Here is a 19,277-nt window from a genome sequence, read left to right on the forward strand (position 1 = left end):
GAACGGACGAACCACGCCCATCTCTCCCGCCGCCAGCCGGAATTCATGCCCACCCAGCCCGAACCAAACGATCACGTTCGGAAAGCGGATGGCGTCTCAGGCCGAGTTGCAGAACGGCCGCCTCTTCGACAAAGCACCGAAGTCCGCTGCCGGGGTACGTGCCATCTCGTTCCCCGCCGAGCTGCTCGACGACGTGACGGGCCACCTGGAACAGTTCGCCGCGCCCAGCCGCGACGGACACGTCTTCGTCGGCCCGCAGGGCGGCCAACTTCGGCGTAGCAATTTCCGCGACGATTGGGTGGCGGCCAGGAAAGCGGCGGGCGTCACGTCGGAACTCCACTTTCACGATCTCCGCCACACCGGCAACACGCTGGCCTCGACTGCCGGTGCCAGCACCCGTGAGCTGATGACCCGCATGGGCCACAGCAGCTCGCGCGCCGCGCTGATCTACCAGCACATGACCAGCGACCGTGATCGGGCCATCGCTGATCGGCTCGGAGCGATGATCCGTGAGGGTGGGGGAGAGGCCGTCTCGGACTAGAGGATCCGGCCTCCACACAGCCGCAGTGGCACGCGTGTGGCACAACCCCGGACACGACGAAGGGCCAGCCTGGGAGGAAACCCTCCTGAGCTGGCCCTTTTCTTGTGCCCCCGGCAGGATTCGAACCTGCGACACCCGCTTTAGGAGTTCGATCTACACCCGCCCCTGGGGTCGTTGTCGGCTGGTCCGGCGGTCGCGTGGGGGTGCTGCTGTGTGCTGCCGTCCGGCCTCGTTGATGTCAACGTTGGATGTCACCGAAACAGCTCCGGAACTGGGCAGACCTCCAACGGTTCCTCCGGCCGGTCCGCCCACCGCCACCATGTGTGCCGATCGGGGCACCGCCACAGAGACCGGCAGGTCCTCCGACCGTCTTCGTCTCGCTTGGAGAGCAAGAGACCGCCGGACTTCATGGGATGGCTGCATTCGGGACAGGAAGCGGCGTTCTCGGCCATAGGGCGGACTCCAAGCGGGGCTACCGGTTGATCGGGATCTCGTAGACGATCTCGCAGTGAGCCGCGGGCACCACGATGTCCGCCGTCTCCACGGGCCGCCCGTCGTCGCTGTAGTACGTCCGTCGGATGTGCGTGACAAGAGCGGCCTTCTGGATGCCGAGTAGCGACGCCTCCTCGGCGGTTGCCTGCCGCGGCTCCGGCTGCTCCACGGCGTGGCCGACGGTGATGCCGATCGCGGCCATGCGGTTCACGACGCCCGCCCCGGCGTGCGGCCCTCCCTCGGGCAGGACGACGAGCGTGCCGGCCGTGAGGTCGTACGGCTCCCAACTCGTCGACAGCTGCACGGGCCTGCCGTCCGCCAGGAACTCGTACGTCGTACGGACGCACAGCTCGCCCTCGCCGATGCCCAGCCGTGCCGCGATCTCCGCCGGTGCCGGCACCTTGGCGTCGGTCCGGCTCTCCCAGTCCCCTTGCCTGCCGACGGCCCTCATGTCCACGCGGAAAGGCGACCCGTTGGGCTGCTCGCGCGCCGAGGAACGGACCACCCGCACGCGCTGCCGGGGCTCGGCGACGTACGTGCCGGAACCGGCGCGGCCCTCCAACACACCCTGGGAGATCAGCAACTCCTGCGCCCGGCGCACGACGTTCTCGCCCACGCCACACTCTTCGCCGATCTGGGCGCGGGAGGGCAGGCGGTCTCCCGGCTCCCACACGTGCTCCGCGATCCGCCGCCGGAGTTCGTCGGCGATGCGGAGATAGGGCGGCTGCTCAGGCATATGGAAAATCTAGTCCACTAGCTCTAATCTAGTTAACTAGCTTCACTCAAAGTGATCGCTGGTGACGGAGGCTGCCCTGTGCCCGCTTCGGGAGTTAGCGCGGCGGCCCTCGCCGCCCGGCTGTCCGCCCTCGGGCTGCTCACGCGAGTGGAGGAACACCCCCGGCACACGTCGGTGGAGGCGGAGGTGCCGGACGCGCTCTCCGCCGAGTCATGGCGGGAGGTCCTGGACGTGGTGGCGGAAGCCGACCGCTTCGGCCTCCTCGCCACCAGCATGAACGGCCGCACCCTCTGGGCGGTCGTACGCAAAGCGGTCCCCACGACGGGCGATGTCGGGGGACCGGGCCATCAGCGATAGGAGCTGAGCAGCGTGCTCAACCGTATCCGCCGTGCCGTCTCGCTCACCAGAGAGCGGCACTTCCCCGGGGGCAGGCACCGCCGCCCCTTAACGGCCTCCGGGCCGTCGGCTGCTCCCGCCGCCTACCTGTCTCCGGACAGGACGACGGTCGTCCGCCGGCGTGCCTCCGACGACGTGGACCACCGGTCAACGCTGAGGGGTGAGGACATCGCACTCGTCCGCCCGTATGTGCTGGCTTGGGAGAAGCGCGTAAGAACGCGCGAAGTGGTCGTCGCTCCGTATCTGCCGGCCGACGCGTGGTCGACCCTGGTGGGGGCTCGCTGATGCACCCCCGTCGACAGACCCGCGTCACGGACACCTCGGCCGTCCCCTACCGATCGGCCCCATGCCGGATCGGCACCCACCACGCCTGCGCGGAGTCCTCCCCGGCCTCGGCGCCGGTCGACCTCCCGGTGATCTACGAGGCGTGCGACTGCCCGTGCCATCCGATGTCCGGGCACACAATGCCTTCGGAGGTGCAGCGGTGAGGGAACGGGCACCCGGCGGCACGCTGGCATCCAACGTCGAGGTGACCGCGGCCACCGTGCAGCGCGGCGACATCATCCAACTCGGAGGCCGGGCCTGCCGGGTGCAGGACCTCTTCCAGCTCGCCCAGGGCGCGAAGCAAATCCTCTTCGACTCGGGCGAGTTGCTGACCATACACACGCGAACCCGGCTCGCTGCCGTGCGGATGATGAGGCGGCGGTGATCCGGTCCATGTCTCCTCGCCACCACGACATCGCCGACGATCTCCGGCACCAGATCACGACCGGCCACCTCAAGCCCGGCGAACGACTCCCGTCCGAAACCGGCTTGGCCGACCAGTACAAGGTCAGCACAGCGACGCTGCGGAGTGCCCTCGCGGTGCTCCAGGGCGAGGGCCTCGTCGAGAAGATCCACGGCAAGGGCAACTTCGTCCGCCGCCCCCTCCGCCGGATCATGTACGTCGGCGGCTGGGGGACGCTGGACCCGTGGACCGCCGCCGAAGCGGCCCTACGCGTCACCGTCCGCACCGCCACGGTCCAGGCCGACGGACACCTGACCACCTTGCTGAGGGTGCCGACGGGCAGCCCTCTCGCGGAGTTCTTCTGCGTCAGCCACGAGGGGGAGTCACCGCACGGACTGGCCCGTATCTACATCCCCCGCGACCTGGCGCCGGCCGGAGTGCTCGACGACGAACCCTCGTGCCCGGAGGCAGCCAGAAGATTCGCCGTACTCGGCCCTCCGCCGGCCGCTGTCCGGGAAACGGTCTGCGCCCGCCCGCCGACGCCGGACGAGTCATCGACCCTGCGAACCAACTCCGTCACGCCGGTTCTGGCGATCACGCGCGTCGCGACCGACCCCACCGGCCGAGTGGTCGAGGCGGCCCTTCTGGTCTTCCCAGGGGATCGAGCCGACGCAGTCTTCACCACCCACCACACGTCCGACGAGAGGCAGACGCCAGAGTGACAACACAAAACGAACTGCGCCTTCTCCCGTGGTCGGGCCCGGAGGGCAAGCCCTGCTACCTGAGCACGGATGACAAGGGCGGCTACATGTCCCGCCTGGCGGACAACATCGAAGCGGAGCAACTCGACACGGCGGCCATGCTGTTGGAGCACGCCTCGAACACCCTCGACGACCAGAACACGGACCCGGAGGACCTACGCCGGTTGACCGGTGAACTGACCGGGATTCTCCGGGACGTGCTCCGCGTCGCAACCAGCCGCGGTCACCTCCTAGGGATGAGCGAACCGCACCGCTTCTGAAACGTTGGTCGCAAGCAACACCTGCCGCCGACGACCCTCCGTCTCAACCGGGGAGGGGAGTCCGAGCACGACTCGGTTCCCCTCCCCGCCGCGTTATGCCGGCCACCGCTGAGACTGCGCGCCCCGCAGCAGAAAGCCGCCCTTCTCCGAAGGCCTGAACCTCAGCCGACGACAGCCAGCCACGACGGCGGGTGCGCCGACCGACCACGCACGCGTGTGCCTCGCCGCACCCTATCCGGACTCAGCCACGCTGCCGGTGTCGTTGACCAGAAGAGCCGTGACGGCCGGTTCAAGTCTCGGCACTGCAACGGTTCTGGAGGCCTGTTGGGCCCTGAGCAACGCCGCATGTCACGGCCCTACCCGTGGCGGATCAGGCGAGACGAGTCCACGGATAGGCAGTCAGAACCTTCTGAGCCGTAGCTCTTCATCCAGTAGCGCAACGTCACCTTCCGGCGGACGGTCATGCTTCGTGTCGGTTCGCTTCGCAGCGTTTGAAGAGGTAGTAGCCCAGGGTTTCACCCTTGATTGCGACGTTTTGACCGGACGACATGAACTTGTCGCGGCTCTGCTGTCCCTGCTCCACGAAGACGAAGGAACCGTTCACTAGCTCCCACCCCTCTCGGCATACGGCGTTGAGGACGACTACGGGATCTGTCGTTTGCTTGGTGGTCGTGCTACCAACCATTTTGACGATGATCGCTTGCTGGCTCATGACGTTGAGCGAGCATTGATATAGAAGGTCCCCCTGCTCGAAGCACTGGCGTGCCTGACCTACGGGTGTGGCCAGGAACGCCCGTCGGTCGCGTTCGAGTCGCTCGGTCTGCTGCTTCTCCTCTGCCTCCTTGCGCTTGCGCTCCTTCTCTGCGGCCGCCTGCGCCTGGTCCTCTGGGCTCTTCTTTGAAATAAATGCCATGCCGCTCCCATCCAGATGTGACGGCCGTCACGTTACCGTCCTGGCCTGCCCAATAACCGTCAGTCGTGACAGTTGGGCATGCGTGCCGTGCTGCTCCAGGCGGATGCATGGGAGCCCCACCTACACCTCTGCGTCACGGCCGCGCCGTGGGAGCCATACGCACGAAATTCAGCCGACGACAGCCAGCCACGGCGTCGGGTGCGCTGATCGATCACGCACGCGTATGTCTCGCTGCACCCCCACCGGCCTCCGCCACGCTGCCGGTGTCGTCGACCAGAGCAAGCCGGGACGGCCGACCCGTAACGACGGTGCCTGAGCCCTCAGCTTGGGAAGCTTGGGTCTTTGGCTGCGGTTGCTGCGCTGACCTGCGGCGGAGTGGTGTTGGATCCCTGGCCGCACCTGGGGCCAGTCCCCGCTGTTCCCCGTGGTTCCCCGCACGATCTGGCACGCGAATGGCACGGTCCCTTCGCCTCGAACGTCCCTTGGCGGAGCTGGATCCCGGAGTGTCTGAGCCTCAGCCGACGACAGTCAGCCACGACGGCGGTTGCGTCGACCGATCACGCACGCGTATGCCTCGCTGCACCCCCACCGGCCTCAGCCACGCTGCTGGCTTGTGTCGTCGACCAGAGCAAGCCGCGACGGCCGGCCCGTGACGGACGGTGCGCGAGCCCTCGGCTGGGGTGGTGCGGCGAGTGCAGGCGCTCGTTGAACGACGTGGGGATCCCTGTGACGCACGCACCTGCTACAAGCCATCCCGCAAACACTGGGTGAGCCAATCGCTTGGTGGGTAGTGTGGAACGTTGTCGGGGCCGACTAACCTTGTGGCGCTGGCCAGGGTTCCGCAGGGGGGTAGCGCAGATTACATGCCAACAGTCACGCTTGCCGATCAAATGCTATTGCACATTTCCACCAGCAAGAGTGCGACAATATCAGCACTTCCAGTAGGTGGCAGCAAATATCCGTTCCCCACGGCTCAACTGCTGCAGCAGATCGTCTCGGATCGTTTGCTTCTAGCGGGAGGGCATCTCCGAGCGGGTGATGCTCTACTTTTTGCAACACAATACAGATCGGCCATCAGTCGTTTCTACTACGCAATGTATCAAGCGGCTCGCGCCATCGCGTTCGCGGAAATTAAAGGTGACGATCACGAGCGCCATAACATTCTTCCGCGGAATCTCCCGGCGGGCATCGACAGCCCGGCCGTGCGAGAGGCCGAACTCGTGGATGCCCGCCTGCTGCGTAATCAGGCTGATTATGACGTCTACCCAATCAACGAATCCGATTGGGAAAACGATGCTCGTGCACTTTCAGCAACAGCGGCCAACTTTGTCCAGATGTGTGAATCTTTCGCCCTGACGAACGGATATATCTGATGTCGGCAAGTGATTACGAAGCCCGAATCGCTCGGGTACTTGACGATGCAGACATCCCCATCGTGCGTGTCGAGGAAAGGTCATTTCCTGGCGAACGGTGGTTTCTTGTTTGGGTGGACGAAGACTCGATAGCGGCAGCGCAGAGTCTGGCTGGACCTATTGAGCAAGAACTAAATTCCGTCCACGATACGGAAAATGAGTCTCTCGCTGTCACCTTTAGGCCACATCGTACCGATGTTGAAAAGCCTCTGCCCTCTACGCCAAAGAGTGTCCTTGCCTCTTCAAAAGTTGACCAGCTAATCCAGCTGTTGGAAGCTAGGTCGCGCACATCTGACGCACTTCCCAGTCTCAAGTACATGGAAGATCCCCGGGCTAGTCTGGCCGCTATTGGTGCGTCACGTCACCACCTCGTCTACGGTCGACGTGGTGTAGGGAAGACCGCGCTCCTTCTTGAGGCTAAGCGTCTCGCCGAGAGAGAAGGGCACGTAACGGCGTGGATGAATGCCCATACCCTGCGGCTAATGAACTCATCTTCCGCTTTCCTTATGATTGCGGAGACTGTACTAACCTCGTTGATTCAGCACGCAGGCACTTCCCAGGGTGATTCCTTCGCTCGCCTAAAGGATCTCGGCGAGAAAGTCACATCTCTCCGGGCCGCTGAAGGAGATGCAGAGCTCGGCGAAACCATCGCTGATTTGAATAGGGGATTGCGGACGGTCCTGCGAGCGGGGATCGTTCGCCTGTACCTGTATCTCGATGACTTCTACCTTTTTCCCATCTCCGCGCAACCGTATCTGCTTGACTACTTGACTAGCATGCTGCGCGACTGCGATGGCTGGCTGAAGGTTGCGAGCATTGAACGCTTGACGCGGCCTTTCGAGCCATCTTCGCATATCGGCATTGAAATTCCGCATGACGCATCCAAGATCGATCTGGACGTGACTTTGGAAGATCCTGAGGCCACGCAGAAATTCTTGGAGTCCGTGCTTACGAACTACACGGAAACCGTGGGAATCGCTAAGCCGTCGAGTATCACCCGTGATGCAGCGCTTGGAAGGCTGATTCTCGGTTCAGGTGGTGTACCTAGGGATTACTTGAACCTTTTCGCCTCTTCGATCGTGGCAGCTAGATCCCGGACAAATGCTCGGGAGGTCGGACAGGAAGACGTCGCAGATGCCGCCGGTAAGGCGGCGCGAGGAAAATTGAGAGATCTAGAGCAGGATGTTTCTGCAGATAACGCCGATTCTTTGACCTCGGCTCTCGAATACCTTTCGTCGTATGTTCGGGGAGAGGGGTACACCTACTTCCGCGTCGATGTTGCCCAAAAATCCCTTCCGGCCTATGAGACTCTTGCACGCCTCGTTGACCTCCGGTTTGCGCACCTGATTCAGGCTACGCTCTCAGACCAGCACCGCCAGGGAGTCAAGTATGAGGCGTACATTCTCGACCTAAGTCAGTACTCAGACGTGCGCTTGAAGCGGGGGCTGCACGTACTTGACCTTGAGGACGGCAAATGGACTTTTAGGTTGAGCGGCAAGGCTAATACGCTCAGGAAATTGAAGAGCACCCTATTCCGAGACGAGTTGCGGCGATCGCCTGTACTCGATCTGGAAGCACTTGGGCGGCATGCGGGCCTGAACACGGCGTGAGGGCGGTAGAACGACTTTGGCTGGACTGCTTCGGCGCGAGTGATCACGGCCCCGTAGGCTTCCGGCGCGTCGGGCAGTCTGTGGACCTGCCCGGTAAAGCGCAACGTTGAGGCCGTGATCTTCGAAGCGCGCGCCAGAGTGGCTGCGCAAAGCCGTGTAGCCGACCGCCCCAGCCGCGATCCAGCCGCGATGAACCCCTGCTTCAACATCTCATGGTTGACCGCTCTGAGCGCGGCACGGGCGCCGGCCGGGCTGGAGCGGGACGGAGGCAGGAGCGCAGGCCCGGCCGGGGGCCGGGCCGCGCGCGGGGAGCGGAGCGAGCCGCCTTGATGATGGAGAGAAAGTCTTATCCCGCTGGGATGAGGTGCTTGCCGTCGTGGCTGCGCACGTGGGGCCCGTTGCCGTCCAAGGCGTCCAGGAGCCTGACTGCGTAGACCTCGGCCATGCGCTCGCTGACCTCGTCCGGAGTGAGCCAGGAAACGGCGGTGGACTCGCTGGAGGTACGTTCCGTGCCGCCGGAGGGCTTGCAGCGGAAGACCAGGGCGACGACGCCTCGGACCATGTTCTTGTACACGCCGGTGAGTTCGTCCACCTCGACGTGGATGCCGGTCTCTTCCAGGACCTCGCGGATCACGCCGGCCTCCGGGGCCTCGTCGAGTTCGAGGATGCCGCCGGGGAGCTCCCAGGTGCCGTTGTCGGCTCGGCGGATCGCCAGGAGGCGGCCGTCTTCGCGCACCACCACTCCGGCTACTGACACGGAGTGCAGGGGAGGCGGTGTCGCTTCCTGTGGTTGACTCATGTAGAGGAGCTTAGGAGGCAGAGAAGGACTATGGGAACTGCTGCTGGAGGGGGCACGGCCGGGCCTCGGTACGTGCAGATCGCGGAAGAGATCGTGCAGCAGATCCGGGCGGGGGTTCTGAAGCCTGGCGACATGGTGCCGAGTGAATCCGAGCTGGTGGATCGCTACGGCGTGTCTGGCGGGACCATCCGTAAGGCCATGGCCGAGGTGCGGGCGAGTGGACTCGTCGAGACCCGGCACGGCAAGGGCTCGATCGTGAAGAACCGGCCTCCTGTGCGGCACCGCTCCTCCGATCGCTTCCGGCGCTCGCTCAGGCAGGGAGGGCAGGCGGCCTACCTCGCGGAGTCCGCCCAGTCCGGCGCCACCGCAAAGGTCAGCGTCCTCTACATCGGGCCTATGGAGGCTCCCGAGGATGCCGCCCAGCGGCTGGGCGTCCCCGCCGGCACGCAGGTGCTGGCCCGTCGGCGCCTCTACTTCCGCAACGGCGTTCCGGTCGAGACCGCCACGTCCTACCTGCCGTGGGACGTCGTGAAGGAGATCCCGGAGCTGTTCGCCGAGAACCCCGGTGGTGGTGGTATCTATGCCCGGCTCGAAGATCACGGACATGAGTTCGCGGAGTTCGTCGAGACGCTGCAAGCGCGGCCGGCCTCGAAGGCGGAAGCCTCGGAGCTTGCGCTGAGCCCGGGTGCTGCCGTGGTTCACCTGATCCGGGAGGCCCGTACGACCGCGGGTCTCGTGGTCGAGGTGTGCGACACGCTCATGGCCGCTGATCAGTTCGTTTTCGAGTACCGCATCCCTGCCGACGACTGACGCGCACTCAACTTCTTACAGCCCGTCGCGAGTTCTTCTTCGCGGCGGGTTGACTCATGTATAGGAGTCATGCACTCTTCTCCATGTCACTCATGTACATGAGTGGCGAAGTTCAGCATCTATAGAGGAGTGCTCCGCCATGCGTCAGATTCCCGTCGACACCTCCGCCGCGATCGTGATGGTCGCCAAGACTCCGCAGCCCAAGGTCAAGGACCGCCGCACGGGCGAGATCGCCATGGACATCGAGTCCGGCGCGAAGCTGATGACGGTCGACGTGATGTTCGCGGCGAACGAGGAGGTGGAGATCCTGTCCATCACCGTCCCCGAGCCCGGGATCAGCGGTGAGCTGGCCATGGGCACGCCGGTCGCGCTCACCGGCCTGGTCGCCCGGCCATGGGAGAACGACTTCAACGGCCAGAAGCGGCACGGCATCGCGTTCCGTGCGGTCGCGGTCACCTCGCTCGCCAACGTCAACGCCGCCGCAGGACCGAAGGCGGCCTGATCATGACCGGCTTCACGGTCGCTCTGGTGCTGGTCGTCGCCGCCGCGGGTCTCCTGCGGTGGCGGCGTCCCGCCTGGTACTGGCTGGCCTTCGGGATCATCCTGGCCACGCTGCGGGTTCTGGTCCGCTACGCCTCCGTCATGGACGCCTGCGGGCTGACCGTCCCGCCCGCGAGATGGCGGCTCGCCCTGGCACGGGCCACCAACCGCCCTATGCCGGAGTCCCGTCCACCGCGCATCCTGCGGCTGCGGCCGACTCGCACCGGCCTGGTCCTACGGCTCAAGCTGCGCCCCGGACAGGACGCCTTCGACGTCGCCGCCGCCTCGGACCGACTGCGCCACTCCTTCTCGATGTACGGCGTCACCTCGCGTGAGCTGCGGTCCGGCGTGGTGGAGGTGCGGATGACCGGCTACGACGTCCTCAAGCGGGTGCAGATGCCCGCCACGACCGAGACCCGGCCCATGCGGGTTCCCGTCGCCCTGCGGCAGGACGGCTCGGTGCACTACCGCGACTACCGGGCCGTCCCGCACGCCCTCACCCTCGGAGCCACGGAATCCGGCAAGTCCGTCTACCAGCGCAACCTGGTCGTCGGACTCGCCCCGATGGATGTCGCCCTGGTCGGCATCGACTGCAAACAGGGGGTCGAGCTGTTCCCGCTGGCTCGCCGCTTCTCCGCGCTCGCCGACAACCCCGACACCGCCGCCGACCTCCTCGACGCGCTCGTGACTCGGATGGCAGACGTCTATCAGCTCATCCGTGCCCAGCAGCGGATCACGGTCGACGTGCCGGACGCGGAGATCGCCGCCGACATCTGGGACCTGCCCGAACATCTGCGGCCCGTGCCGGTCGTGGTCCTGGTCGACGAGGTCGCCGAACTGGCCCTGTTCGCGAGCAAGGAGGAGGAGAAGCGGCGGGACCGGATCATCACCGCGCTGGTCCGCCTCGCCCAGCTCGGCCGCGCGGCCGGCATCTACCTGGAGATCTGCGGGCAGCGCTTCGGCTCCGAACTCGGCAAGGGCATCACCATGCTCCGCGCCCAGCTCACAGGCCGCACCGCCCACCGCGTCAACGACGAGACCAGCGCCAACATGGCTTTCGGCGACATCTCCCCGGACGCCGTCCTCGCCGCCATCCAGATCCCCGCCGAGATGCGGGGGATTGCGATTGCGGGTGACTCCTCCGGCGGCTGGCACCGCATCCGGGCTCCGCACACCTCGCTCCGCCAGGCAGTGAACACCTGCAACCGGCACGCCGACCGCACCCCGGCCCTGCCCGAACTGGCACCGTTCCGGCCCGCCCTCGCCGGACCCACCGCCGCTCCCGTGCCGTCGGCCAAGCCTTCTCCGGCCACCGCCTGATCTCTCGCTCGTCCCATCGGCCGGCGTGACCGTCCCTCGCGCCAAGTCCCTACCCCTGCCATGCCTGATGAAGGGAGAACCCGCGTCATGTGCCCCGACTGCGAGGATTTCGCCCGCACCGTCCTGTTGCTCGGTCAGCTCGCCCTCTACGCCGACACCAGCGGCGCCGACCTCGACTTCGTCGACGTCGTCAGCCCCTCCCTGGTCGCCTCGCTCCCCGAGCCGCCGACCGGTGAGGAGTCCTGATGGCCGCCCGCCACGGCCTGCGCGTCGACGCCGTCCTGATCCAAGCCGTCATCGCCGGTGCCCTGTCCTTCGCCCACCTGCACGACCTGGCCGCCGCTGCCGGACAGGACGGCTGGAAGGCCTGGGCCTACCCCGTGAGCGTGGACCTGCTCCTGGTTGCCGCCTGGCGACGCCTGCGCAGTGAGGGTCCGTCCCGGCTGGCCTGGTGCTGGTTCCTCATCGCCCTGTTCGCCTCCCTCGGCGCCAACGTCGCCACCGCCGGATTCCTCGACCTGGCCGCCCCGCCCGCCCTGCTCCGCCTGGGCATCGCCGGATGGCCCGCCCTCGCCTTCCTCGGCGGCACCCTCCTCGCCCACTCCGCCGACCACCACCCACCGACTCCGCCGGCACCCGTCCCGGCCCCGGAACCCGACCTCACCGACGACCACCACCCACCGACTCCGCCGGCACCCGTCCCGGCCCCGGAACCCGACCTCACCGACGACCACGAACCGCACCCCGAACCCATGCCTGCCCCGGAGCCCACCCCGGCCACTGCCTCGGCCCCGGTGGAGGAGCCGCCGGCGCTTCCGCCCGCCGATCCGGCCCCCGCGGTGCCCGCCGTCCTCGTCGACCACGCCCGCAAGGTCGCCGCCGACTATCGCGACCGCACCGGCGCCCCGATCGACACCGACACCCTGCGCGCCCGCCTCGGCGTCCCGCCCCACCTCGCCGACGCCATCGCCGCCCACCTCACCTGACCCGGAAAGGAACGACCGATGACCTCCGACCCCGCCGACCTGACCGCCGCCGACTACCTCGACAGCGCCCGCGAGATGACCGCCGCCGACCGCCCCTACCTCGCCCACCTGCTCGCCGAGGAAGCCGCCCAGCGCACCCCCAGCCCGGCCGCCGCCGCCATCCGAGCCACCTTCCCCGACCCCACCACCACCCGGAAGGACTGACCGCCATGCCCGCACGCGACCACTTCCACTCCGTGATGCGCATCGGCCCCGTACAGATCGGCACCCACCGCGACCGCCACGGCCGCACCACGCACGCCGCCGTCTGCACCACCGACCGCTGCGGCTGGTCCGCCGACTACTCCAGCCAGACCGCCGCCCAGCTCGCCGCCCGCACCCACCGCTGCCGCGTCCGCTAGGAGACACCCGTCATGCAGGTCCCCCTCTGGTTCGCCCTCGCCGCCGTCGGCTACCTCGGCTGCAAGCTCTTCCGCCCGCCGCTCTGGCTGGTCCTGGTGCTGCTCCTCGGCGGCTACCTCATCGCCGACAGCCTCCTCGCCCCCGTCATCGACACCGCCATCACCAAGTAGGGAGCCCTGCCATGCTCCGCCCGAAGATCCCCACCATGCCCACCCCGACCGGGCTCGTCACCCCGCCCGCCGTCGTCGAGCCGACCACCGTCACCCCGGGCATCCCGGTCCCGCCGTCGGCGCCCGTAGCCCCGGTCGCATCGACCCGCCCGACGGTCCAGCTCACCCCCAGTGCAGTCCTCGCCCTCGTCGGCGCCGGCACCGCCGTCGTCCTGGTCGTCGGCGCCGTCCTGGTCTCGCTGCTCCTGGCCGTCGCCATCACCGGCGCGTCCGTCGCCGTCTGCGCCGTCGTCCTGCGCTCCCTGGTCACTGCCGACGCCAAACGTCGCTGACCGGCCCCCGGGCGGCCTCGATACCGCCAAGCATCCGCCGCCCGGGAGCCGTCCCCACCGATCGATCTCGCAACCGGAAGGAACCCCCAGCATGGCCCACCGGGCCTCACCTGCGGCACAGAAGACGCCCACGCCCGCCCAGCTGATCGACCCGATCACCCTCGGAGACATCCTCCGGGTGGCCTCGGCCTCCGACTACACCCGTTGGGAAGACCAGATCCGCCGCACCGGCGGCTGCTCCGACCCGATCCACCTCACAGGCTGGACCCTCACCAAGGACAAGACCACCGGCGAGACGCTGCACCACTACTCCACCGAGAACGAGCCGGGCGGACGCCTCCGCCTCGCCTGCGGCAACCGCCGTGCCTCCCGTTGCCCCTCCTGCGCCTGGACCTACGCGGGCGACACCTACCACCTGATCCGCGCCGGCCTCGCCGGAGACGACCGGCGCGACATCCCCGCCGCCGTACGCGACTACCCGCGCGTCTTCACCACCCTGACCGCTCCCTCCTTCGGGCCGGTCCACAACCGCCCCGACCACGGCGGCCCTTGCCGCTGTGGCACCCTCCACGCCCCTGACGCTCCCGAGCTGGGCTCAGCCCTCGACCCGGACCGCTACGACTACGCGGGCGCTGTCCTTTTCAACAACCACGCCGGACAGCTCTGGCAGCGCTTCACCACCCGCCTGCGCCGCGAAATCGCCGCCCGCGCTGGCCTGCCCCGCCGCGAACTCGCCGACCATCTCCGCGTCTCGTACGGCAAGGTCGCCGAGTTCCAGAAGCGCGGTGCCCTGCACTTCCACGCCGTCGTACGCCTCGACGGTCCCGACGGACCCGGCACACCGCCGCCCGCCTGGGCCACGGTCGACCTCCTCACCGGCGCGATCCGTGCCGCCGTCGCGCACTCCTATACCTCGGTCTCTGTCCCGGCCGCCGAAGACCAGCCCGCCCGGACGTTCCGATGGGGCCGACAGCTCGACGTCCGCCCGGTCAAGGCCTTCGGAGACGGCTCCGACATCACCGAACAGGCCGTCGCCTCCTATGTGGCCAAGTACGCCACCAAAGCCGCCGAGAACACCGGCACTCTTGACCGCCGCATCGGCGAACTCGCCGAACTCGACCGCTACGGCGTCCCCGAGCACACCCGGCGCCTCATCACCGCCTGCCGCGAACTGGATGCCCTCTACCCGGACCGACGCCTCTGGGCCTGGGCCCACATGCTCGGCTTCCGCGGCCACTTCTCGTCCAAGTCGCGCACGTACTCCACCACCCTCGGTGCCCTCCGCCAGGAACGCGCCGACTACCGCGCCGCACAAGAGGCTTCCGTCCTCGGCCTCGACGACCGCGAGCCGGACACCGTCCTCGTCCTGACCGACTGGCAGTACGCCGGCCACGGCCACACCCCCGGCGAAGCCGCCCTCGCCGCCACCATCGCCCGCGACCTCCAGACCAACCGCGAGACCGCCCGCGACGCCCTGCGCGACAACTTCACCGAGGAAGGAACCGCAGCATGACCACGGTCACCGTCACCGCCGAACTCCTGACCGTGCCGGAGGTCATGGCACGGCTCAAGCTCGGGCGTTCCAAGGTCTACGACCTGATCCGGTCGCACCGCCTCGTCTCCATCAAGATCGACGGCGCTCGCCGCATCCCTGCCCACGCCGTCACGGACTTCGTCCTCGGCCAGATCGAGGAGGCTGCCTGATGGCCAGTCAGCGCAAGCGCAACCCGAACGGCGCGGGCACCATCACCAAGCGCAAGGACGGCCGCTTTCAGTGCGCGGTCTACGTGCTCCAGCCGGACGGCACCCGCGCCCGCAAGTTCGCCTACGGCAAGACGTGGGCCGAGTGCGACGCCAAGCGCCGGGAGCTGCTCGACAAGGTGGACCAGGGCGTGCCCGTGCCCACCAAGTCGGCGAAGCTCTCCGAGTGGCTGCCGTACTGGCTGGACAACGTCATCAAGCCCCGCCGGAAGCTCAGCACCTTCGACAAGTACGAAGCGCACGTCCGCCTCTACCTGGTGCCTCTCCTCGGTGCCAAGCGGCTCGAATCCCTCGGCGTCGCCGACGTCCGCCGCTTCCTCGTCCGCCTGGAGAAGGAGACCACTGCCGCGACCGCCAAGGAGTCGCACCGAGTTCTGCGTTCGGCGCTGACGTCGGCCTGCCGCGAGGAGCTCATCGCGCGCAACGTCGCCAAGCTCGTCGAGCCGCCGCGCACGGCCAATCGGGAGTTGCAGCCCTGGAGCCTCGACGAGACGCTCGACTTCCTTGCCGCCTCTCGCAAGGATCCGCTCTACGCGGCCTTCGTGCTCGCTATCGCCATGGGCCTGCGTCGGGGCGAGATCATCGGTCTCCGCTGGTCTGACCTCGACCTCGACAACCGGGTCCTCTACGTCCGCCAGCAGACCCAGCGTCGTCGCGGCGTCCTCTACGACGACGATCCCAAGAGCCGCCGCCGTCGTGTCGTCCCGCTGCCCGCGCTCTGCATCGCTCCCTTGCGCTGGCATCGGATGCGGCAGGCGGCGGCTCGGGTCCGAGCGGGGGAGACCTGGCAGGAGTCGGGTTACGTCTTCACCACCCGTACCGGCCGTCAGGTCGAGCCGCGGAACGTCTACCGCTCCTTCACTCGTGTCGCCGAGTCCGCCGGCCTTCGCGTCATCCGGTTGCATGACGCCCGGCACGGCACAGCCACTCTCCTCACGGCCGCCGGAGTCGCGCCACGCGTCGTGATGGAGATCCTCGGTCACTCGCAGATCAGCATCACCATGGACGTCTACACCCACGTCGTCCAGGACACCCAGCGAGAGGCCATGAGCCACATGGATCGGCTGCTCAGGAGGCGTCGCCGTCAGTAACCGCCTCCGATGTCTACTGGGAAGCCCCCGGCCTCTTCAGGCTCGGGGGCTTCCGCTCGTGTCTGTCGAGGTTCAGACGCGTGATCTGGTAGAGCGCGACAACTGTGGTCGCATGATCAGCGAACGAACCAGCTCCCCGCTCCTAGTGTGAGAGCCGATGCGGTGCTGATGAGCGCCAGCAGCCTGTATGGGATCCGCTCCACAGTCACACGGACACCACCGCAACGGAGATCGAAGATGGGACTTGTTGAGGTAGTCACATCAGAGTTCGGATGCTGCCCATTAGTTGACGTCGCTTGGTGGTCGTCTACGCGGCTGGTCACGAGACCTCCTCTTTATCGAAACGCACGACGTAGCGCCGCACCCATGTGGGTGCTGTGCGCTTCTGGTGGCGCCGACTTTGAAGGAGGACCTACTTAGCCGCGCAAGTCGATTCACGGATCGGCGCTACTTGTTCCAGCAGAGGGCTGAGGTCAACCAGTGGAGTCATATCCGTCTGACCTGCGGCTATGCGCCACTTCCTCGGAGGTGGAAGAGAGGAGCCGACTGGCAAGCAGCCACAGGAGTGCGATCACTGGTCCGAACCGGCAACCCTGGTTGCCGTCGAGTGACAACTATGGTTGTCGCTGTGGAGCAACAGGAAACCGTTGGTAACGATGTGTCAGTAGGCGACGCCGCCAAGCTGCGTGACCCGGCCTGGCGCGAACCTGGCGATCTTGAAATCGCCGAGCTGCTCGACCAGATGCGGTCCGTAGCCAACGCTCTGGCGCGTCGAATGTCTGCGCGGAGTCGAGAGTGTATGGACAACGACCACACCGCTCCGGCAGGCGTGACTCAGTACGCTGACTGGCAGCTTGCTCACCTGCGTGTGCTGCGGTACATGCAAGAAGCTGTTCAGGAGCTTGCAGCGGACACGGCGCAGACTGCTGGCGGAATGGGGGCTAGCTATGGCCAGCTTGGGGTCGCCTGGGGGATCTCCCGGCAGGCGGCTCGGAAGAAGTGGCCCCAAACGGGTGCCGCCGGGGAATCCTTGCCGGAGACGATTTTCATAGAGAGGTACGGGGGAAGCGCAGAAGTCAGCCGCGTGCCGGGGCGATCTTCGTGGACGTGGATGGGGCGCGGTTGCGACGGCACCGACCAGCAGGCAGCGCAGAGCTGCGACAGCCGATGGGCAGCCCTGACCGCGGCTGACGCTTTCCTGCGAGAGCACTTCGTGGCGCTTGGGTGGCGTGACGGTGTCGATGTGCCGCTCGCCCTGGTGGTCCCTGATCGTGAGACCTGCTGGTGTGCCGGCATCGACGACTGATACTTGCCGGGAGTGGTACGAGGGACGCGGCTCTCGCAGGCATGCTCAGGCTGTGAGTGACCGCCCGCGTTGATGTCAAAAGTGGATGTCAAAGGCCCCGGACCATGATCGGTCCGGGGCCTTTTGCCTGGTGCCCCCGGCAGGATTCGAACCTGCGACACCCGCTTTAGGAGAGCGGTGCTCTATCCCCTGAGCTACGAAGGCCGGGGCCTGCAGAGAACCCTGGAGAAAACCCAGCGAGTGGATCTTCAGCCGAGGCTTACAAGCCCGCTGGTCAGTGGGGGTGCGCTGGTGCTCGCGACGGTTTCCCGGGCGGACATCTTGCGCGACCTGACCGCTGACGTGAACAGCGTAGCGGATCGGGGCGGAGCGGAGGTGTGCAGTACGGGGGGTGGGGCGTTGCGAAGGGTGTGACCTGCGGTTTTCTGTGTAGGGCTGGTTAGTGTTCGTCTCGGTCTGCGCGGAGCGGAGGCTCGGTTTGTCCGTTCCGTCGCCAACGTGGAGCCGAGGTAATTACGGGTGTCGGTTTGACTGCCGCTGGGCTTTCGCGGCGGAGCCCGTCGGGTCAGATCACCTGACGCCTGGCTGATACCGAAGCGCGAATCGCTGCGGGTCCGGGCCAGAGCTGATGGTCGAGTGCCTCCTCCAGTCGTGTCAGGGTGCCGATGTCTGGCAGAACCTCGCCGCTGAGGACTCGGGCGACGGTGGAATGCGCGACACAGGCCACGTCGGCCAGTCCGCGAAGCGAGAGCTTGCGGGAGCGCATGGTGCGGCTCAGGTCGCTGGCGAGGAGCAGCCCGCAGTGGGCGCTCAGCGGAGCGTCGTGGGCCAGGATGGCCTCCGGCCAGTCTCCGTCCGCTACGTAGTGCAAAGGGTGCTTATCGTTGTTGCTGCGCGGCATGCGCAGATCGTGCCCCGCGCCCGGGCGGCTGACCGGTGTGCTTACGGCGGCGGGGGCCCGTTCCCTGTAGAGAGATGCGGCGCTGGGCTCTGTGATCCCGAAGGGGTGCGGCCGATGGAGGCTTCGGGGCTGTGAACCGCACGCCGCGGGCCGACCGGCGTGGGTGTACGCAGAGCCGGATCTGGCTTGTCGCCAGGAAGGGGTCTGTACGGTGAGTGGTGTAACTCCTGAGCTGGAAGCGACAGTTGATGACTGACGTGGCGAGTGACATCGAGGCCGGCAGGACTGGGAGAAGATCGCGAAGGCGCTCAGGCCCGTCTGCACCGCGCCGACCGAGGAGGCCGCGCTGGAGCGGTTCGTGGAGTTCACCGACGCCTGGGGCGGGAAGTATCCGGCGATCGTCCGGCTCTGGGAGGCGGCCTGGGCGGAGTTCGTGCCCTTCCTCCGGTTCGACGTCAAGATCCGCAAGATCGTCTGCATCACCAACGCGATCGAGAGCATCAACGCACGGATCCGCAAGGCCGTCCGGGCCCGGGGACACTTCCCCACCGACCAGGCCGCCCTCAAATGCGTCTATCTGGCCGTTGTGAGTCTGGACCCGACCGGCACAGGACGCAAACGCTGGACCATGCGCTGGAAAGTCGCACTCCAAGCCTTCGACATCACCTTCGACGGCCGGCTCACCGCCGTACGCCGCTGAACAAATCCGACTGAGTTCCACCGTTCGCTACACAGACCCGCCCAGGCCGGTGACGATGAGGGGTTTGCGGTCGGTTCGGTCGGCGAGGTGACCGGTGGGGATCTGTCCGGTGCCTCCACAAGGTAGGAGCCCTGTGGAAGGGGGCCATTGTCAGCTCCTTGGCCGATAGGTACGGGGCCCAGGTCGCGTTCCGCGAAGCAGCGCCGAGCTGCGTCGGGCGGGTGGTGCTCAGGCGGGCCGGGTGGGGGCCCGTAGCTCCGTCGTGTATCCGCCCTGCGGGGTGGGTTCGGCGGTGAGGGTGCCGTCGAGCA

At 66.9% G+C, this 19,277-nt stretch carries 24 protein-coding genes, 1 tRNA gene and 1 pseudogene; 21 read left to right on the top strand and 5 right to left on the bottom strand.

The window, feature by feature from the left end:
• Window positions 1-541: tyrosine-type recombinase/integrase (locus IE239_RS40170; RefSeq protein WP_229878758.1), on the top strand; the 541-nt coding region annotated here is incomplete at its 5' end.
• Between the two features lie 472 nt (window positions 542-1,013).
• On the opposite strand, the gene IE239_RS40175 is transcribed toward IE239_RS40170, so the two are convergent.
• Entirely contained in the window at window positions 1,014-1,769 is a 756-nt protein-coding gene (locus tag IE239_RS40175) for a GntR family transcriptional regulator (RefSeq protein ID WP_190154397.1), read from the bottom strand.
• A gap of 78 nt (window positions 1,770-1,847) precedes the next feature.
• Between IE239_RS40175 and IE239_RS40180 the strand changes: the two genes are divergently transcribed.
• The 4 genes from IE239_RS40180 (at window position 1,848) to IE239_RS40195 (ending at window position 3,913) form a co-directional block, all read left to right on the top strand.
• A complete protein-coding gene (locus IE239_RS40180) occupies window positions 1,848-2,126 on the top strand; it encodes a hypothetical protein (RefSeq protein ID WP_190154398.1) in 279 nt (92 codons plus the stop codon).
• 523 nt (window positions 2,127-2,649) lie between these two features.
• Window positions 2,650-2,874: a hypothetical protein gene (locus IE239_RS40185; protein WP_190154399.1), complete on the top strand. Its 225-nt coding sequence runs from the start codon at window positions 2,650-2,652 to the stop codon at window positions 2,872-2,874.
• Window positions 2,875-2,882: 8 nt separating this feature from the next.
• On the top strand, window positions 2,883-3,614 hold the full coding sequence (locus IE239_RS40190; protein ID WP_190154400.1) for a GntR family transcriptional regulator: 732 nt from the start codon (window positions 2,883-2,885) through the stop codon (window positions 3,612-3,614).
• Window positions 3,611-3,913, top strand: a complete 303-nt coding sequence (locus tag IE239_RS40195) for a hypothetical protein (protein WP_190154401.1) — start codon at window positions 3,611-3,613, stop codon at window positions 3,911-3,913. The genes IE239_RS40190 and IE239_RS40195 overlap by 4 nt, the downstream gene beginning before the upstream one ends.
• A gap of 460 nt (window positions 3,914-4,373) precedes the next feature.
• Here IE239_RS40195 and IE239_RS40200 read toward each other — a convergent pair whose 3' ends face one another.
• Window positions 4,374-4,826, bottom strand: a complete 453-nt coding sequence (locus IE239_RS40200) for a hypothetical protein (protein ID WP_190154402.1) — start codon at window positions 4,824-4,826, stop codon at window positions 4,374-4,376.
• 863 nt (window positions 4,827-5,689) lie between these two features.
• On the opposite strand from IE239_RS40200, the gene IE239_RS40205 reads away from it, so the two are divergent.
• Window positions 5,690-6,199, top strand: a complete 510-nt coding sequence (locus IE239_RS40205) for a hypothetical protein (RefSeq protein ID WP_190154403.1) — start codon at window positions 5,690-5,692, stop codon at window positions 6,197-6,199.
• 113 nt (window positions 6,200-6,312) lie between these two features.
• Window positions 6,313-7,848, top strand: coding sequence for an AAA family ATPase (locus IE239_RS40210; protein ID WP_190154404.1), 1,536 nt, complete (start codon window positions 6,313-6,315; stop codon window positions 7,846-7,848).
• A 346-nt stretch (window positions 7,849-8,194) separates the two neighbouring features.
• On the opposite strand, the gene IE239_RS40215 is transcribed toward IE239_RS40210, so the two are convergent.
• Window positions 8,195-8,647 carry an NUDIX hydrolase gene (locus tag IE239_RS40215; protein WP_190154405.1) on the bottom strand — a complete coding sequence of 151 codons (453 nt, stop codon included), beginning with the start codon at window positions 8,645-8,647 and terminating at the stop codon, window positions 8,195-8,197.
• A 30-nt stretch (window positions 8,648-8,677) separates the two neighbouring features.
• Here IE239_RS40215 and IE239_RS40220 point away from each other — a divergent pair, with 30 nt between their 5' ends.
• The 13 genes from IE239_RS40220 (at window position 8,678) to IE239_RS40280 (ending at window position 17,365) form a co-directional block, all read left to right on the top strand.
• On the top strand, window positions 8,678-9,457 hold the full coding sequence (locus tag IE239_RS40220) for a GntR family transcriptional regulator (RefSeq protein ID WP_190154420.1): 780 nt from the start codon (window positions 8,678-8,680) through the stop codon (window positions 9,455-9,457).
• Window positions 9,458-9,596: 139 nt separating this feature from the next.
• Window positions 9,597-9,959: an SCO3933 family regulatory protein gene (locus tag IE239_RS40225; RefSeq protein ID WP_190154406.1), complete on the top strand. Its 363-nt coding sequence runs from the start codon at window positions 9,597-9,599 to the stop codon at window positions 9,957-9,959.
• A gap of 2 nt (window positions 9,960-9,961) precedes the next feature.
• The gene (locus tag IE239_RS40230) at window positions 9,962-11,317 is read left to right on the top strand and encodes an FtsK/SpoIIIE domain-containing protein (protein ID WP_190154407.1); all 1,356 of its coding nucleotides are present in this window, start codon (window positions 9,962-9,964) and stop codon (window positions 11,315-11,317) included.
• Window positions 11,318-11,404: 87 nt separating this feature from the next.
• Entirely contained in the window at window positions 11,405-11,563 is a 159-nt protein-coding gene (locus tag IE239_RS40235) for a hypothetical protein (protein ID WP_190154408.1), read from the top strand.
• A complete protein-coding gene (locus IE239_RS40240) occupies window positions 11,563-12,303 on the top strand; it encodes a DUF2637 domain-containing protein (protein ID WP_190154409.1) in 741 nt (246 codons plus the stop codon). The genes IE239_RS40235 and IE239_RS40240 overlap by 1 nt, the downstream gene beginning before the upstream one ends.
• Before the next feature lie 18 nt (window positions 12,304-12,321).
• Window positions 12,322-12,507, top strand: coding sequence for a hypothetical protein (locus IE239_RS40245; RefSeq protein ID WP_190154410.1), 186 nt, complete (start codon window positions 12,322-12,324; stop codon window positions 12,505-12,507).
• A 5-nt stretch (window positions 12,508-12,512) separates the two neighbouring features.
• Entirely contained in the window at window positions 12,513-12,704 is a 192-nt protein-coding gene (locus IE239_RS40250; protein WP_190154411.1) for a mobile element transfer protein, read from the top strand.
• A gap of 12 nt (window positions 12,705-12,716) precedes the next feature.
• Window positions 12,717-12,875, top strand: coding sequence for a hypothetical protein (locus IE239_RS40255; protein ID WP_190154412.1), 159 nt, complete (start codon window positions 12,717-12,719; stop codon window positions 12,873-12,875).
• Between the two features lie 11 nt (window positions 12,876-12,886).
• A complete protein-coding gene (locus IE239_RS40260; RefSeq protein WP_190154413.1) occupies window positions 12,887-13,207 on the top strand; it encodes a SpdD-like protein in 321 nt (106 codons plus the stop codon).
• A 91-nt stretch (window positions 13,208-13,298) separates the two neighbouring features.
• Window positions 13,299-14,720, top strand: coding sequence for a replication initiator protein RepSA (repSA, locus tag IE239_RS40265; RefSeq protein WP_190154414.1), 1,422 nt, complete (start codon window positions 13,299-13,301; stop codon window positions 14,718-14,720).
• A complete protein-coding gene (locus IE239_RS40270; protein WP_190154415.1) occupies window positions 14,717-14,911 on the top strand; it encodes a helix-turn-helix domain-containing protein in 195 nt (64 codons plus the stop codon). Before repSA ends, IE239_RS40270 begins: the two co-directional genes overlap by 4 nt.
• The gene (locus IE239_RS40275; protein ID WP_190154416.1) at window positions 14,911-16,059 is read left to right on the top strand and encodes a tyrosine-type recombinase/integrase; all 1,149 of its coding nucleotides are present in this window, start codon (window positions 14,911-14,913) and stop codon (window positions 16,057-16,059) included. The genes IE239_RS40270 and IE239_RS40275 overlap by 1 nt, the downstream gene beginning before the upstream one ends.
• A gap of 628 nt (window positions 16,060-16,687) precedes the next feature.
• A complete protein-coding gene (locus tag IE239_RS40280) occupies window positions 16,688-17,365 on the top strand; it encodes a hypothetical protein (protein ID WP_190154417.1) in 678 nt (225 codons plus the stop codon).
• A gap of 128 nt (window positions 17,366-17,493) precedes the next feature.
• On the opposite strand, the gene IE239_RS40285 is transcribed toward IE239_RS40280, so the two are convergent.
• A tRNA-Arg gene (locus tag IE239_RS40285) sits at window positions 17,494-17,569 on the bottom strand.
• Window positions 17,570-17,930: 361 nt separating this feature from the next.
• Window positions 17,931-18,266: a helix-turn-helix domain-containing protein gene (locus IE239_RS40290; protein ID WP_190154418.1), complete on the bottom strand. Its 336-nt coding sequence runs from the start codon at window positions 18,264-18,266 to the stop codon at window positions 17,931-17,933.
• A 268-nt stretch (window positions 18,267-18,534) separates the two neighbouring features.
• Here IE239_RS40290 and IE239_RS40295 point away from each other — a divergent pair.
• A pseudogene (locus IE239_RS40295) lies at window positions 18,535-18,966 on the top strand (transposase); the annotation flags it as partial.
• Window positions 18,967-19,277: the final 311 nt, after the last annotated feature.

Origin of the sequence: Streptomyces humidus (assembly GCF_014649655.1) — a bacterium.
Taxonomy (GTDB): domain Bacteria; phylum Actinomycetota; class Actinomycetes; order Streptomycetales; family Streptomycetaceae; genus Streptomyces; species Streptomyces humidus.